The 12,661-nt window shown below is 70.4% G+C and carries 14 protein-coding genes and 1 pseudogene; 4 read left to right on the top strand and 11 right to left on the bottom strand.

The window, feature by feature from the left end; translation table 11 throughout:
• Positions 1-31 precede the first annotated feature (31 nt).
• The gene (locus tag OG494_RS39615; protein ID WP_328447599.1) at positions 32-946 is read right to left on the bottom strand and encodes an SDR family oxidoreductase; all 915 of its coding nucleotides are present in this window, start codon (positions 944-946) and stop codon (positions 32-34) included.
• Positions 947-1,068: 122 nt separating this feature from the next.
• On the opposite strand from OG494_RS39615, the gene OG494_RS39610 reads away from it, so the two are divergent.
• Positions 1,069-1,620: a DedA family protein gene (locus tag OG494_RS39610; protein WP_328447597.1), complete on the top strand. Its 552-nt coding sequence runs from the start codon at positions 1,069-1,071 to the stop codon at positions 1,618-1,620.
• Here the strand turns inward: OG494_RS39610 and OG494_RS39605 are convergent.
• Entirely contained in the window at positions 1,607-2,251 is a 645-nt protein-coding gene (locus OG494_RS39605) for a peroxiredoxin-like family protein (RefSeq protein ID WP_328447595.1), read from the bottom strand. The genes OG494_RS39610 and OG494_RS39605 overlap by 14 nt on opposite strands.
• A 58-nt stretch (positions 2,252-2,309) precedes the next feature.
• Between OG494_RS39605 and OG494_RS39600 the strand changes: the two genes are divergently transcribed.
• The gene (locus OG494_RS39600) at positions 2,310-2,918 is read left to right on the top strand and encodes a TetR/AcrR family transcriptional regulator (protein WP_328447593.1); all 609 of its coding nucleotides are present in this window, start codon (positions 2,310-2,312) and stop codon (positions 2,916-2,918) included.
• A 32-nt stretch (positions 2,919-2,950) separates the two neighbouring features.
• Here OG494_RS39600 and OG494_RS39595 read toward each other — a convergent pair whose 3' ends face one another.
• On the bottom strand, positions 2,951-3,859 hold the full coding sequence (locus OG494_RS39595) for a LysR family transcriptional regulator (RefSeq protein WP_328447591.1): 909 nt from the start codon (positions 3,857-3,859) through the stop codon (positions 2,951-2,953).
• 86 nt (positions 3,860-3,945) lie between these two features.
• On the opposite strand from OG494_RS39595, the gene OG494_RS39590 reads away from it, so the two are divergent.
• On the top strand, positions 3,946-4,854 hold the full coding sequence (locus OG494_RS39590; protein ID WP_328447589.1) for an EamA family transporter: 909 nt from the start codon (positions 3,946-3,948) through the stop codon (positions 4,852-4,854).
• Here OG494_RS39590 and OG494_RS39585 read toward each other — a convergent pair.
• The 4 genes from OG494_RS39585 to OG494_RS39570 form a co-directional block, all read right to left on the bottom strand.
• Complete coding sequence (locus OG494_RS39585; RefSeq protein WP_328447587.1) at positions 4,851-5,501, bottom strand: DedA family protein; 651 nt, start codon at positions 5,499-5,501, stop codon at positions 4,851-4,853. The two genes, OG494_RS39590 and OG494_RS39585, sit on opposite strands and share 4 nt — an antisense overlap.
• A 110-nt stretch (positions 5,502-5,611) precedes the next feature.
• Positions 5,612-6,253, bottom strand: coding sequence for an SDR family oxidoreductase (locus tag OG494_RS39580; protein ID WP_328447585.1), 642 nt, complete (start codon positions 6,251-6,253; stop codon positions 5,612-5,614).
• A gap of 79 nt (positions 6,254-6,332) precedes the next feature.
• Positions 6,333-7,496, bottom strand: a complete 1,164-nt coding sequence (locus OG494_RS39575; protein ID WP_328447583.1) for an RNA polymerase sigma factor — start codon at positions 7,494-7,496, stop codon at positions 6,333-6,335.
• Positions 7,493-7,864, bottom strand: a complete 372-nt coding sequence (locus OG494_RS39570; protein ID WP_328447581.1) for a YciI family protein — start codon at positions 7,862-7,864, stop codon at positions 7,493-7,495. The genes OG494_RS39575 and OG494_RS39570 overlap by 4 nt, the downstream gene beginning before the upstream one ends.
• Positions 7,865-8,027: 163 nt before the next feature.
• Between OG494_RS39570 and OG494_RS48515 the strand changes: the two are divergent.
• A pseudogene (locus OG494_RS48515) lies at positions 8,028-8,270 on the top strand (transposase); the annotation flags it as partial.
• A 279-nt stretch (positions 8,271-8,549) separates the two neighbouring features.
• On the opposite strand, the gene OG494_RS39565 reads toward OG494_RS48515, so the two are convergent.
• The 4 genes from OG494_RS39565 to OG494_RS39550 are packed head-to-tail and all read right to left on the bottom strand — an operon-like array spanning position 8,550 to position 12,588.
• Positions 8,550-9,662 (bottom strand): ABC transporter ATP-binding protein, encoded by a 1,113-nt coding sequence (locus OG494_RS39565; RefSeq protein ID WP_328447579.1) that lies wholly within the window; start codon positions 9,660-9,662, stop codon positions 8,550-8,552.
• Positions 9,659-10,654: an ABC transporter ATP-binding protein gene (locus tag OG494_RS39560; RefSeq protein WP_328447577.1), complete on the bottom strand. Its 996-nt coding sequence runs from the start codon at positions 10,652-10,654 to the stop codon at positions 9,659-9,661. Before OG494_RS39560 ends, OG494_RS39565 begins: the two co-directional genes overlap by 4 nt.
• A 6-nt stretch (positions 10,655-10,660) precedes the next feature.
• The gene (locus OG494_RS39555) at positions 10,661-11,590 is read right to left on the bottom strand and encodes an ABC transporter permease (RefSeq protein ID WP_328447575.1); all 930 of its coding nucleotides are present in this window, start codon (positions 11,588-11,590) and stop codon (positions 10,661-10,663) included.
• Positions 11,587-12,588 (bottom strand): ABC transporter permease, encoded by a 1,002-nt coding sequence (locus OG494_RS39550; protein ID WP_328447573.1) that lies wholly within the window; start codon positions 12,586-12,588, stop codon positions 11,587-11,589. The genes OG494_RS39555 and OG494_RS39550 overlap by 4 nt, the downstream gene beginning before the upstream one ends.
• Positions 12,589-12,661 lie beyond the last annotated feature (73 nt).

Raw genomic sequence — 12,661 nt, 5'->3', positions numbered from 1 at the left:
CCCTGAAGGTGCCCTTCACGGCATTCTGGGGTCAGCGGTAGCCGGTCGTGTCCGCCGGTTTGCCCGGGGCGATCACCTCGGTCATGTAGCGCCAGGCGTCCGGGCGGCTGCCGTCGACGTCATCGATCGCGTACTCCTTCGCCAGCTGCCCGCTGCTGACCGTCTGCCCCGACCACCGCCGCCGGTCCGGGTCGCTCGCCAGCGCGACGATCGTGCGGGCGCCGAACGTCGGCGTCTCCGAGATCGCGAAGTGAGGGTTCTCCTCCAGCGCGTCGCGCCAGTTCTCCTCCGTGACGCCGTGGAGGTCCAGCATCATCTCCGAGCGCAGGTAGCCGGCGGTGTAGGCGACGGCCGTGCAGCCGTGCTCCTTCAGCTCCGCGGCCTCACCCTTCGCCAGCAGGTGCGCCGACGCCTTCGCGACGTAGAACGGCAGCGACGTCCCCTCGCGGTAGTTCGCGTTGTACTCCGCCGTGCCGTCGGTCAGCTCGACGACCAGGCCGCCCGGGCGGCGGATCAGCAGGGGCAGCAGGTGGTGGCCGGTGATCAGGTGCGCGTCGATGCCGAGGCGGATCATCCGCAGGCCGGCGTCGAGGTCGTGCTCCCACACCGGCTTGCCCCAGCCGAGGTGCTGGTCACCGCCCCAGATGCCGTCGACCAGGATGTCGAGGCCGTCGTGCGCCGCGTCGACTCGCTTCGCCAGCTCGGCGACCTCGGCCGGCTCCAGGTGGTCGACGCGGACGGCCTCGGCGCGCCCGCCCGCCTGCTCGATCAGCTCGGCGGTCTCGTCGATGGTCTCCGGACGGTCCACTTCGGACTTCTTGGTGCCGCTGCTGCGGCCGGTCACGTACACGAAGGCGCCCGCGCGGCCCAGCTCGACCGCGATCGCGCGGCTCGCGCCGCGGGTCCCGCCCGCGACCAGGGCGACCTTTCCCGACAAAGTGTCCATACCCGCACGGTTACCCCGGATCCCGGCCGCCACAGTCACCCGATCTGTGGAAGAGCTGTCGGCTTCCTGTGAGTCCCCCTTGATCGGGATTCATCCGGAGCCCGCGGGCGGTTAATGGAGGTGTGGACGCGACTACGGCCGGACTGCTGGTGCTGTTCGTCGTCTCGCTGGTGCCCTTGCTGCCCACCGAGGTGACGCTCCTCGGCATGGGCATCGCCGCGGCCCAGGGCGGGACGTCGCTGGCGCTGGTGATCGCCGTGGCCACGGCCGGGTGCCTGGTCTCCGACCAGGCGCTCTACGCCCTCGGCCGGTTCGGTGGCCGGGCGGCGCTGGACCGGCTGAGCCGGCGGAAGAAGATCGCCGCCGGCATCGGCTGGCTCGACGGGCGGCTGCAACGCCACCCGCGCCCGGTGCTGGTGGTGGCCCGCTGGCTGCCGTCGGGCGGAACGGTCGGCGCCCTCCTCGCCGGCTCGCTCCGCTGGCCGATGGCGGAGTTCTTCACGGCCTCCGCTATCGGCGTCACGCTCTGGACGTCCTACGTGGCCTTCCTCGGCTACGCGGGCGGCCAGCTCATCACCGAACCCGGGATCAGCATGCTGCTCTCCCTCGGCGTCGCCCTGGTCCTGGGTTCGGTGATCACTTACAGCGTGAAGCGCGGCGCTAGAGCGATTTGACGGCTTCGATGATCGCCGCGGGCTCCGTGCGCGTCGTGTAGTCCGAGTGGACGTCGACGTACCGGATCGTCCGGTCCCGGTCGACCACGACGACCGCCGGGTACACCAGCTCCCATTCGCCGGTGCCGTTGACCTGACCCAGGTCTGTGCCGATCGAGCTCATCGCCTCCCGCACGACGTCCGACACCCGGAACGTCAGCCCGAGCTGCCGCGAGACGACGTTCCCGACGTCCGACAGCACGGTGAAGTCGAGCTCGTTCTTCTCCTGTGTGGTCAGCGAGCCGTCCGCGGTCTGCGGGCTGATCGCGGCCAGCGTCGCGCCGAGCTTCGCCAGCTCGGGGACGACTTCCTGCTGGTACGTCCGCAGCGTCAGGTTGCAGAACGGGCACCACTGGCCGCGGTAGAACACGAGCACCACGGGCCCGTCCGCGACCAGCTGCCCTAGGCTGACGGTCTCACCGTCCGCCCCCGGCAGCGCGAAGTCCTCGACCGTGACCCCGGCTTCGGCGAACTTCGTCTCGTCGGCCGCGCGCGCCATGTCAGCCTCGAAAACCGTGAACACCTCGGGCGGCAGCACACTCCGGCCGTGGTCCTTGGCGGCTTCCAGCCCGCTCTTCAGATCGTTCCCCACCTTGATCCCCATTCGTTGTACTGATCGGTACAGTACAACGGACTGTACTATCCGGTACATGGAGACGCAAGCGGCGGCCACGACCGCACGGGGCAAGCGGACCCGCGACGCGATCGTCGACGCCGCGGCGCAGCTGATGTACGTCCACGGCGTCGCGGGCACGAGCCTCGACAAGGTGCTCGCCGCGAGCGGGGCCGGGAAATCGCAGATGTACCACTACTTCAAGAACAAGGATCAGCTGGTCGAGGCCGTGATCGACCGCTATCTGACGGAGATCCTCGACAACCAGCCGGCGATCTTCACGCTGGCGTCGTGGGCCGATTTCGACACGTGGACCGAGCAGCTCCTCGACGTCCAGCGCCGCGCCGCGGCGCCGATCCCGTGCCCGCTCGGCAACCTCGCCGGCGAACTCGGCGACGACCCGAAGGTGAGGCCGCTGCTCGACCAGGCCTACCGGACCTGGGAGTCCCACCTGACGCGCGGCCTCGAACAGCTACGTGACCAGGGCGAACTCGCGGCCGACGCCGACCCGGCGCGGCTGGCCCAGGCCGCGATGGCGTGTGTCCAGGGCGGCCTGCTGCTGGCCCACATCCGCGGCGACCTGACGGCTCTGGAAGACGCGCTGCACATCGCCGTCGCCCACCTCCGCACCCACCGCACGTCGTGAGTGGTTAGGGCGGTTCTAACCGCCCTGACCACTCACGAGCCGGTGAGCTGGGCGACCTCCGCGCGCAGCTCTTCGATCACCTGGGCCACGGCCGGGCGCTGCAGGGCGCCGGTGCGGCAGACCGCCTCCACCAGGCGGGCCGCGCGGATGCCGGCCAGCGGGCGGCCGACCAGACCGCTGCCGCGGCGGGTGTCCATCGTGTACCGCGGCAGCAGCGCGATGCCGTGGCCGGCCGCGACCAGCCGTTCGGTGATCCGGAAGTCGTTGATCCGCTGCACCACCACCGGCCGGACGCCGGTGCGGACGGTCAGCGAGCGCAGCACGTCGTCCACCGGGAAGCCGAAGTCGACGCTGATCCAGCGTTCGTCCGCCAGCTCCGGCAGCTCGACGCGGCGCCGGTTCGCCAGCCGGTGCCCGGCCGGGAGCGCGACGTCGAGGGGTTCGCGCAGCAGCGGCACGACGTCGAGCCGGCCGGAGTCGAACTCCGGCGCGTGCTCGTCGCGGTGCGCCACGACGACGTCGTAGTCCGCGACCAGGCCCGGCACCTCCGGTGGCGTCATGTCGACGTCCCGGACGTCGATCTCCAGGCCGTCGTGACCGGCGATGCGGGTCAGCAGGCCCGGCAGCAGCATCAGCCCGGCCGACTGGAAGATCGCGACCCGCACCCGTCCGCGCGGCGCGCTGCGGTAGGTGTCCAGTTCGGACTCGGCGCGCTCCAGCGCGGCCAGCACCTCGTCGGCCCGGGCGACCAGCGCGCGACCGGCGTCGGTCAGCCGCAGGCCGCGGCCCGCCGGTTCGGTGAGCGGCAGGCCGACTTCGCCTTGCAGGGCACGCAGTTGCTGCGACACCGCGGACGGCGTGCAGTGCAGCGCCCGCGCGGCGGCCGTCACGCTCCCGCGGTCGGCGAACTCCCGCAGCGTGCGCAGGCGACCCAGATCCACGACGTCAGCGTACGTGAAGGACAGCTACACGATTCCTGCAGATATTCTCGCTGGTCCTTCACGGTCGAGGTTGTCAGAGTGGAGGCATGCCCACCCGTGACCGTCTGCTGGCCATGTTCGTCGCCGTCCTGTGGGGCCTGAACTTCCTGGCCATCCACGCCACGCTCGGGCAGTTCCCGCCGGTGTTCGCGGGCGCGCTGCGGTTCGCCGTGATCGCCGTGCCGACGATCCTGTTCGTGCCGTGGCCGAAGGTGAAGGTGCGGTACCTGCTCGGGTACGGGCTCGGCTTCGGCACCGGCCAGTTCGCGTTCCTGTTCATCGCGATGGACACCGGGATGCCGACCGGGCTCGCGTCACTGGTGCTGCAGGCGTCGGCGCCGTTCACGGTGCTGCTCGGGGCCGTTTTCCTGCGGGAACGCGTCACGGGCCGGCAGCTGGCCGGGATCCTGCTGGCCGTCGCGGGGATGACCGCGATCGCGTGGCAGCAGTCCGGGCACGCGGCGCTGCTGCCGATGATCCTCACCGTGCTGGCCGCGCTGAGCTGGGCGTTCGGCAACCTGAGCACGCGGCGGGCGGAGCCGGACAACCCGCTGCACTTCACGCTGTGGATGTCCGTGGTGCCGCCGCTGCCGATGTTCGCGTTGTCCCTGGTCATGGAGGGCCCGGCGGCGCAGTGGCACTCGCTGGCGACGCTGGGCACACCGGCCGGCCTGACCGCGCTCGGCGGGCTGGCCTACGTCGTGCTGTTCGGCACGATCGTCGGGTCCGGGATCTGGACGACCCTGATGCGCCGCAACCCGGCGAGCGTCGTCTCGCCGTTCTCGCTGCTGGTGCCGGTGGTCGGGCTGACGGCGTCGTTCCTGATCCTGGGCGAGCGGCCGAGCGGCCTGGAGATCGCCGCCGCCGTGGTGGTGATCGGCGGCGTTCTCCTCGGCTCGCTCAAGTCCGCGCGCAAGCCCGATCCCGAGCTGCTGCCGGAGGAAGTGCCGGTTTAGGAGGCCGCTTCCTGCTTCTCCTGCGGCGTCTCTTCTCCACCCTCGTGCTTCTGGCCGAGACGCTTCTTCATGACGAAGAAGACGACGACGCCGATGACGATCGCGGCGATCAGGCCGTACTTGGAGAAGTTGCCGAGCCACTTCTCGGCGACCACGCCGAGGTAGTAGACGAGCGCGGTGGTGCCGCCCGCCCAGACGATGCCGCCGAGCGCGTTGGCGATCAGGAACTTCGGGTAGTGCATCCTCAGCGACCCGGCGAGCGGGCCGGCCAGGATCCGCAGGAACGCGATGAACCGGCCGAGGAACACGGCCCACATGCCGCGTTTGTTGAAGATGCGTTCGGCGTTGGCGATGTGCGTCGGCCCGAAATGCTTCGGGAATTTCCGGCCCGCCCAGGCGAACAGCCGTTGGCCACCGGTTTTCCCGATCAGATAACCGATGCTGTCGCCGATGATGGCGCCCGCGCTGGCCAGGATCCCGATCCACAGGGGACTCAGGTTGCTGTGCGACGACGCCAGCAACGCGGCGCTGACCAGCACGATCTCGCCCGGCAACGGGATGCCGAGGCTCTCGATCATGATCACCGCGCCGACGATCAGGTACACCGAAAGCGGCGGGATCGCCTCCAGCCATTGGTCGATGTGCACTGCCCGTACCCCCTGGATATCGCCTTGTCCGTCACCGCAGGGTACCGGGGCCGGTCCGCGCCGGGAGCCCCACTCAGGTATCCCTCCGGGTACACCTTAGGTAGCGTTTTTCACCCGAGAGCGGCGAGCGCCGGCCCGACCGGGAACTCGCCGGAAACGACGTCGAACCCGCGGTTTTCGGTGAGCGGCTCCCCGAGCACCCCGACGACCACGGCGGCGACGTCCAGCCGCGTCACCCGTCCGGGTTCGAGGTGCCCGGCGACCTTGACGCGCCCGGTAGCGGGCCCGTCGGTGAGCGTGCCGGGCCGGACGATGGTCCAGGTCAGCGCGGACTTCTGCAGGGCGAGGTCGGACAGCTGCTTGGCGAGCAGGATCGACCGCACGAGCCGATCACCCTGGTCCGGGGAGTCGGCGAACTGCGCGGAGACCTGGATGTACCGCGCGACACCGGCCTTCTCGGCCGCGTGGATGGCCGTGACGGAGCCGTCCCGGTCCACGAGGTTCACCGACGCCGGTTCCGGATCCGGCGCCCCGATGGCGGTGATGACGACGTCCGAGCCGCGGAAGGCCTCGACGAGGTCGTCGGGATCCGCGGTGACGTCGGCGACGACGGGTTCGACGTCGAGTTCCCGGAGGACTTCGGCCCGGCGGCGGCTGCGCAACCCGGCCCGGACGGTGTGCCCTCTGGCCGCGAGAAGCCGTGCGATGTGGAACCCGGTCCGCCCCGACGCGCCCAGCACGGTGACCTGCATGACCCGATCCTCCCGCACGAACGGCGTCCGCGCTCATCCTTCCCCAGGTTGTCCACAGGCGTGCCCCCATGTGGACAACTCACGCCAGCCGGGACGCCCGGGACTGCAGGTAGGCCTGCTCCGGCAGGCTCAACGTCCGCCGCGACGCCGCCAGGTACGCCTCCCGCGCCCCGGTGACGTCTCCCGCGAGCTCCAGCAGGTGCGCCCGGACCGCGTCCACCCGGTGGTGGGCCTCCGGGTCGGCGCCGGCCAGCTCCGCCAAGCCCGCCTCCGGCCCGTGGACCTGAGTGAACGCCACGACGCGGTTGAGCGTCACCATCGGCCCCGGCGCGACCACGCGCAGCAGGTCGTAGAGCGTGAGGATCTCGGCCCAGTCCGTGTCAGCCGCGGTCGGGGCCTCGTCGTGGACCGCCGCGATCGCCGCCTGGAGCTGGTACGGGCCGACCGGGGACGTCGACAACGCGCTCGTGATCAGCGCGACGCCCTCGGTGATGAACTCCGCGTTCCAGCGCGTCCGGTCCTGCGACGCCAGCGGGACCAGCGCGCCGGTCGCGTCGACCCGGGCCGGGCGGCGGGCTTCGGTCAGGAGCATCAGGGCCAGCAGGCCCGTGACCTCGCCGCCGGGCGGGAGCTGCCGGGTCAGGCGGATCGCTTCGGTCGTCAGCTCGACGCGGTTGAGCGCGTCCCCCGAGCTGGCCGTGTGGCCCTCGGTGAAGATCAGGTACAGCACCTGCAGCACGGCGGCCAGACGCTCGGGGTTCTCGGACCGCGTGAGCCGCTCACCGCGCAGTTTCTGCTTCGCGCGGCTGATGCGCTGGCCGATCGTCGCCTCCGGGACGAGGAACGCGCGCGCGATCTCCGCCGTCGTCAGGCCGCCGACCGCCCGGAGCGTCAACGCCACCTGCGACGGCCGGGTGAGCGACGGGTGACAGCAGAGCAGCAGCAACGTCAGCGTGTCGTCGACGCCGACGGCCGGCTCCGGCTCCGGCGGCTCGGCGAGCACGACGGTCTCCTCGCGCCGCTGCCGCGCCGTCTCACTGCGCCACTGCTCGATCCGGCGCCGGGACGCCGTCGTGATCAGCCACCCCTTCGGGTGATCGGGTAAGCCCTCGACAGGCCACTGCAGCGACGCCGCGAGCAGCGCCTCCTGGACGGCGTCCTCGCAGGTGTCGAACCCGCCGTACCGCCGGACCAGCGCGGCGAGGACCTGCGGAGCGAGTTCGCGAAGGAGACCTTCGATCACAGCTCGGTCCCGTGCAGCCCCATCACCGGCCGCACTTCCACCACCCCGAACGCCGCCTCCGGAATCCGCCCGGCGATCTCGAGCGCGCGTTCTTCACTTTCGCAGTCGAGCAGGTAGAAGCCGGCGAGGAACTCCTTGGCCTCGGCGAACGGCCCGTCGGTCGTCTGCGGCCCGCTGTCGCCGACGCTGACCCGCTTGGTCAGTTCGGGAAAGGCGAGCCGCTCGGAGACGAGCCGTTCACCGGACGCGTCGAGATCGTCGTTGAGCTGCTGGTAGTAGGCGAGCCCGGCGGCCCGCTGCTCGTCGCTCATCCCCTCCCACGCCTGGCGGGATTCGGGGTTGCCGTAGATCAGGACCACATATTTCACGAGCGCCTCCCGAACGGGCTTCCACGTCGTCGCCCCCGCTCGGCAGCGTATGCCGCGGGATCCAGTGACAGCGCCCCCCGCCCTCGGTTCTGGCGCTGATCACGCACCAGCACCCCATCCGTCCTGGTGACACAGGTACGGGTGGTCGCCGAGACGACCCACCACCAAGATCCACCCCGCCTGCGACGGTCACAGACGGCCCTTGTCGATCGTGTCGACCGGCAGCAACGTCAACGACTGCACAATGTTCACCCAGGCCACGGCCGGGATCAAGTTCCGCCGGCAGGGTCCAGACCGTCCGCCGACCCGGCCAAGCCGAGTACCGGCGGACAAGGGCCATTCCAGCCGGGCCATCCGCTCCTACCTACGCCGACCACATCCCAGCGACCATTCCCGAACCCCGTGATCAGCAAGCCAACCGGCCGCGCCGAGCTCAGGTCGGCGGCCGACCACCGCACCGCCTACCGACGCCGCAACATCGTCGAACGCAGTTGCAACCGCCTCAAACAGTTCCGTGCCACCGCCACTCGGTTCGACAAGACCGCTATCTCCTACCGAGGCCGGGTGGACGGCGGACGTTCCGGAACTTCCCTCGGGCAAAGGGAAACCGGACCCCGGACACAAGACCGGCCGGGCAGCGACTGCCCGGCCGGTCTTCGGATCACAAGCTCACGAGATCATCGGTTCACAGGATCTCCGCTGAGGTCCCCACGTCCGGCGGGCCCAGGTCCGGGTTCAACGCCCCGGTCAGTTCCACCAGTTCCGGCTCCACCTCGTGCGGCTGGATGCGACCGTCGCGGATGTCCTCCGCGTAGTGGCACGCCACCCGGTGACCGACGCCGATCTCCCGCAGCTGCGGGCGGTCCGTGTCGCACAGGCTCGCCTGCTTCCACGGGCAACGCGTGTGGAAGCGGCAGCCCGACGGCGGGTTGGCCGGTGACGGGAGGTCGCCCGCGAGCAGGATCTGCTCGCGCGTGTCCTCCACCTGCGGGTCCGGCACCGGGATCGCCGACAGCAGCGCCCGGGTGTACGGGTGCAGCGGGTCGCGGTAGAGCGAGTCCGCGTCCGTCTCCTCCACCAGCGCGCCCAGGTACATCACGCCGATGCGGTCGGAGATGTGGCGCACCACCGCGAGGTCGTGCGCGATCACCACGTACGTCAGGCCGAGCTGGTCCTGCAGGTCCTCCAGCAGGTTCACCACCTGGGCCTGCACCGAGACGTCCAGCGCCGAGACCGGCTCGTCCGCGACGATCAGGTCCGGCTCCACCGCCAGCGCCCGCGCGATGCCGATGCGCTGGCGCTGCCCGCCCGAGAACTCGTGCGGGTACTTCCGCAGCGACGACTCCGGGAGACCGACGGCCGACAGCAGCTGACGCAGCCGCCGCTGGGTGGCTTCCTTGTCCTTGTCGAGGCCGTGCGCGTGCATGCCCTCGACGAGGATCGATTCGACCGACTGCCGCGGGTCCAGGCTGGACATCGGGTCCTGGAAGATCATCTGCATCCGGCGCCGGGCCTTCCGCAGTTCCTCTCCCTTGAGCTTGGCGACGTCGGTGCCGTCGAACTTCACCGAACCCGACGTCGGCTCGTTGAGCCGCAGGATCGCCCGGCCCAGCGTGGACTTGCCGCAGCCGGACTCGCCCACCAGGCCGTAGGTCTCGCCGCGGCGGATGGCCAGGTCGACGCCGTCGACCGCGTAGACGTGGCCGACCGTCCGGTCGAACACGACGCCGCTCTTGATCGGGAAGTGCACCTTGAGGTCGTCGACCTCGAGCAGCACGTCACCAGCAGGCTGGTTCATCGGGCCCCTCCTCCCGCCACGACCGCCGGCCGCACGGGGTTGTGACAGCGCAGCAGCCCGCCGTGGTCGGGCACCAGCTGCGGCGAAACCTCGCGGCAGACCGGCAGCGCGTTCGGACAGCGGGGCGCGAACGCGCAGCCGCCCTCCCACGGGATGTTGTCGGCCACGGATCCCTTGATGGGGACCAGTTTCTCGCCGCGTCCCGCGTCCAGGCGCGGGATCGAGGCCAGCAGGCCGTGGGTGTACGGGTGGCGCGGCTCGGCGAACAGCTGGTGCCGCTTCGCCCGCTCGACGATCCGGCCGCCGTAGAGCACGTTGACCTCGTCGCAGAGCCCGGCGACGACGCCGAGGTCGTGCGTGATCATGATCAGCGCGGTTCCGGTGTCCTGCACCAGTTCCCGCAGCAGCGCCAGGATCTGCGCCTGGATGGTGACGTCCAGGGCGGTGGTCGGCTCGTCGGCGATGAGCAGCCGCGGCCGGCACGCCAGCGCGATCGCGATCAGCGCGCGCTGCCGCATCCCGCCGGAAAGCTGGTGCGGGTACTCGGAAAGCCGGCGCGCCGGGTCCGGGATGCCGACCTTGTCGAGCAGGTCCGTCGCTTCGACGGACGCCGCCTTGCGCGACATCCCGCGGTGGCGCTCCAGGACTTCGGTGATCTGCAGCCCGATCGGGATGACCGGGTTCAGCGAGGACAGCGGGTCCTGGAACACCATGCCGAGGTCACGGCCGCGCCGGTCGCGCATTTCGCGGTCCGACAGCTTCAGCAGATCGGTGCCCTCGTAGCGCACCGAACCGCTGACCTTGTTGCCGCGCCGGGCCAGCAGCCGCATGATCGCCAGCGACGTCACGGACTTGCCGCAGCCGGATTCGCCGACCAGGCCGACGGTCTGGCCCGGCTCGACGTCGAAACTGACGCTGTCCACCGCGGTGAACGGCCGCTCGCCACGGCGGACGAAGTCGACCGTCAGGTCACGGACTTCAAGGAGTGCCATGGGTTCTCACCGCCTGTTCTTCGGGTCGAGGGCTTCGCGGAGGGACTCGCCGAGCAGCGTGAACCCGAGCGCGACGATGATGATCGCGATCGCCGGGTAGTACGCGAGCTCCGGGCGGATGTCGAGGAACTGGCGCGAGGCCTTGCCCAGCATCAGCCCCCACTCCGCGCGCGACGGGTCCGGATCGCCCAGGCCGAGGAACGACAGCGCCGCGGCCTCGAGGATCGAAGTGGCCAACGTGAGCGTCGCCTGCACGATGACCGGGCCGAGCGAGTTCGGCAGCATGTGCCGGAACACGATCGCCCCGCGCTTCACGCCCAGGGACGTCGCCGCCAGCACGTGGTCGGCGTCGCGCTGCACCAGCATGGAACCGCGCAGCAGCCGGGCGAAGATCGGCACGCCGACCATCGACACGGCCAGGATGACCGTCCACTGGCTCGGGTTCGCGAACAGCGCCGCGATCGAGATGGCCAGCAGCAGCGAGGGGAACGACAGCATGACGTCGACGAGCCGCATGAGGACGGTGTCGACCCAGCCGCCGAACGCGCCCGCGATCCCGCCGATGATCACGCCGATGAGGACGCCGATCACGGTGGCCAGCACGCCGACGAGCAGCGTCTGCTGGGCGCCGACGATGAGCCGGGACAGGAAGTCGCGGCCGAAGTCGTCCACGCCGAGCGGGTAACCCGGCATCGAACCGGGGATGATGCCCCGGCCCAGCTGGACCTGGTCCTGCAACGAGCGGTCGAGCGGGTCCTTGGGGGCCAGCAGCGGCGCGAAGATCGCCAGGAGCAGGAACAGACCGGTGATGGCACCGCCGGTGATCGCGACCGGGCTGCGCAGCATCCGGCGGAGGGCTTCGCCGCCGAGGCTGCGCCCGCTCGCCGCGGCGAGCTTGTCGATCGGTTCCTTCTTCTTGTTCAGCAGAGTGTTCATCGCACACGCACCCTCGGGTCGATGATCCCGTAAGAGACGTCGACCAGCATGTTCACCAGCACGTACACCACCGCTCCGAACAGCAGGAGCGCCTGCAGCCGGGGGTAGTCACGCCGTTCGATGCCCTCGGCCAGCAGGAACCCGAGGCCGCGGAAGTTGAACACCCGCTCGGTCAGCACCGCGCCGCCCAGCAGGGCGCCGGTCTGGAGGCCGATCGTCGTGACCACCGGCAGCAGGCCGTTGCGCAGGACGTGCCGGGTGCGCACCACCTGCTGCGTCAGGCCCTTGGAGTTGGCCGTGCGGACGAAGTCCTCGTTGAGGACGTCCAGCACCGACGCGCGGGTGATCCGGGTGATCACCGCGAGCGGGATGGTGGCGAGCGCGAACGCGGGCAGGATCAGGTGCTTGATCGCGTCCCACACGGCGTCCCACTCGCCGGTCATGATGCCGTCGAGGATGGCGAAGTTCGTGATGGCGGTGGCGTCGAGACCCGCGGCCTGGCGACCCTGCGACGGCAAGCCGAGCGGGGAGGCCAGCAGGTCCTGCATCATGTAGCCGAGGAAGAACACCGGCACCGCGACGCCGATGAGGCTGAGCACGATGACCAGGTTGTCGACCGGCCCGCCGCGGAACCGCGCCGACAGGTAACCGGCGGGGATGCCGACGACGATCGCGATGATCATCGCGGAGAGACCGAGCTCGATGGTCGCCGGCAGGAAGGTGACGATCTCGCCCATCACGGGCTGGGTCGACACCAGGGAGTTGCCGAAGTCGCCGGTGAACGCCCGGCCGAGGAACCCGAAGTACTGCAGGATGATCGGCTGATCGAGCCCGAGTACGTGGTTGAGGTTGGCGATCTTCTCCGGCGTCGCCTTGTCACCCAGCAGCGCGGCGGCGGGGCCGCCGGGCAGGGACCGGAGCCAGGCGAAGATCAGGATGGACAGGATGAAGAGCGTCGGAATCGCTTGTAGCAACCGACGCACGAGAAAACGGAGCACGTGCAGTCCTTCGTAGCCAGCCCGGGATTAGGCGCAAGGGGTGGGCGCGGTAGCGCCCACCCCTTGCCTGGCC

Origin of the sequence: Amycolatopsis sp. NBC_00438 (genome assembly GCF_036026695.1) — a bacterium.
GTDB lineage: Bacteria > Actinomycetota > Actinomycetes > Mycobacteriales > Pseudonocardiaceae > Amycolatopsis.
Note: the sequence above shows the minus strand (reverse complement) of the source record. Positions and strands in the feature narration are given on the sequence as shown.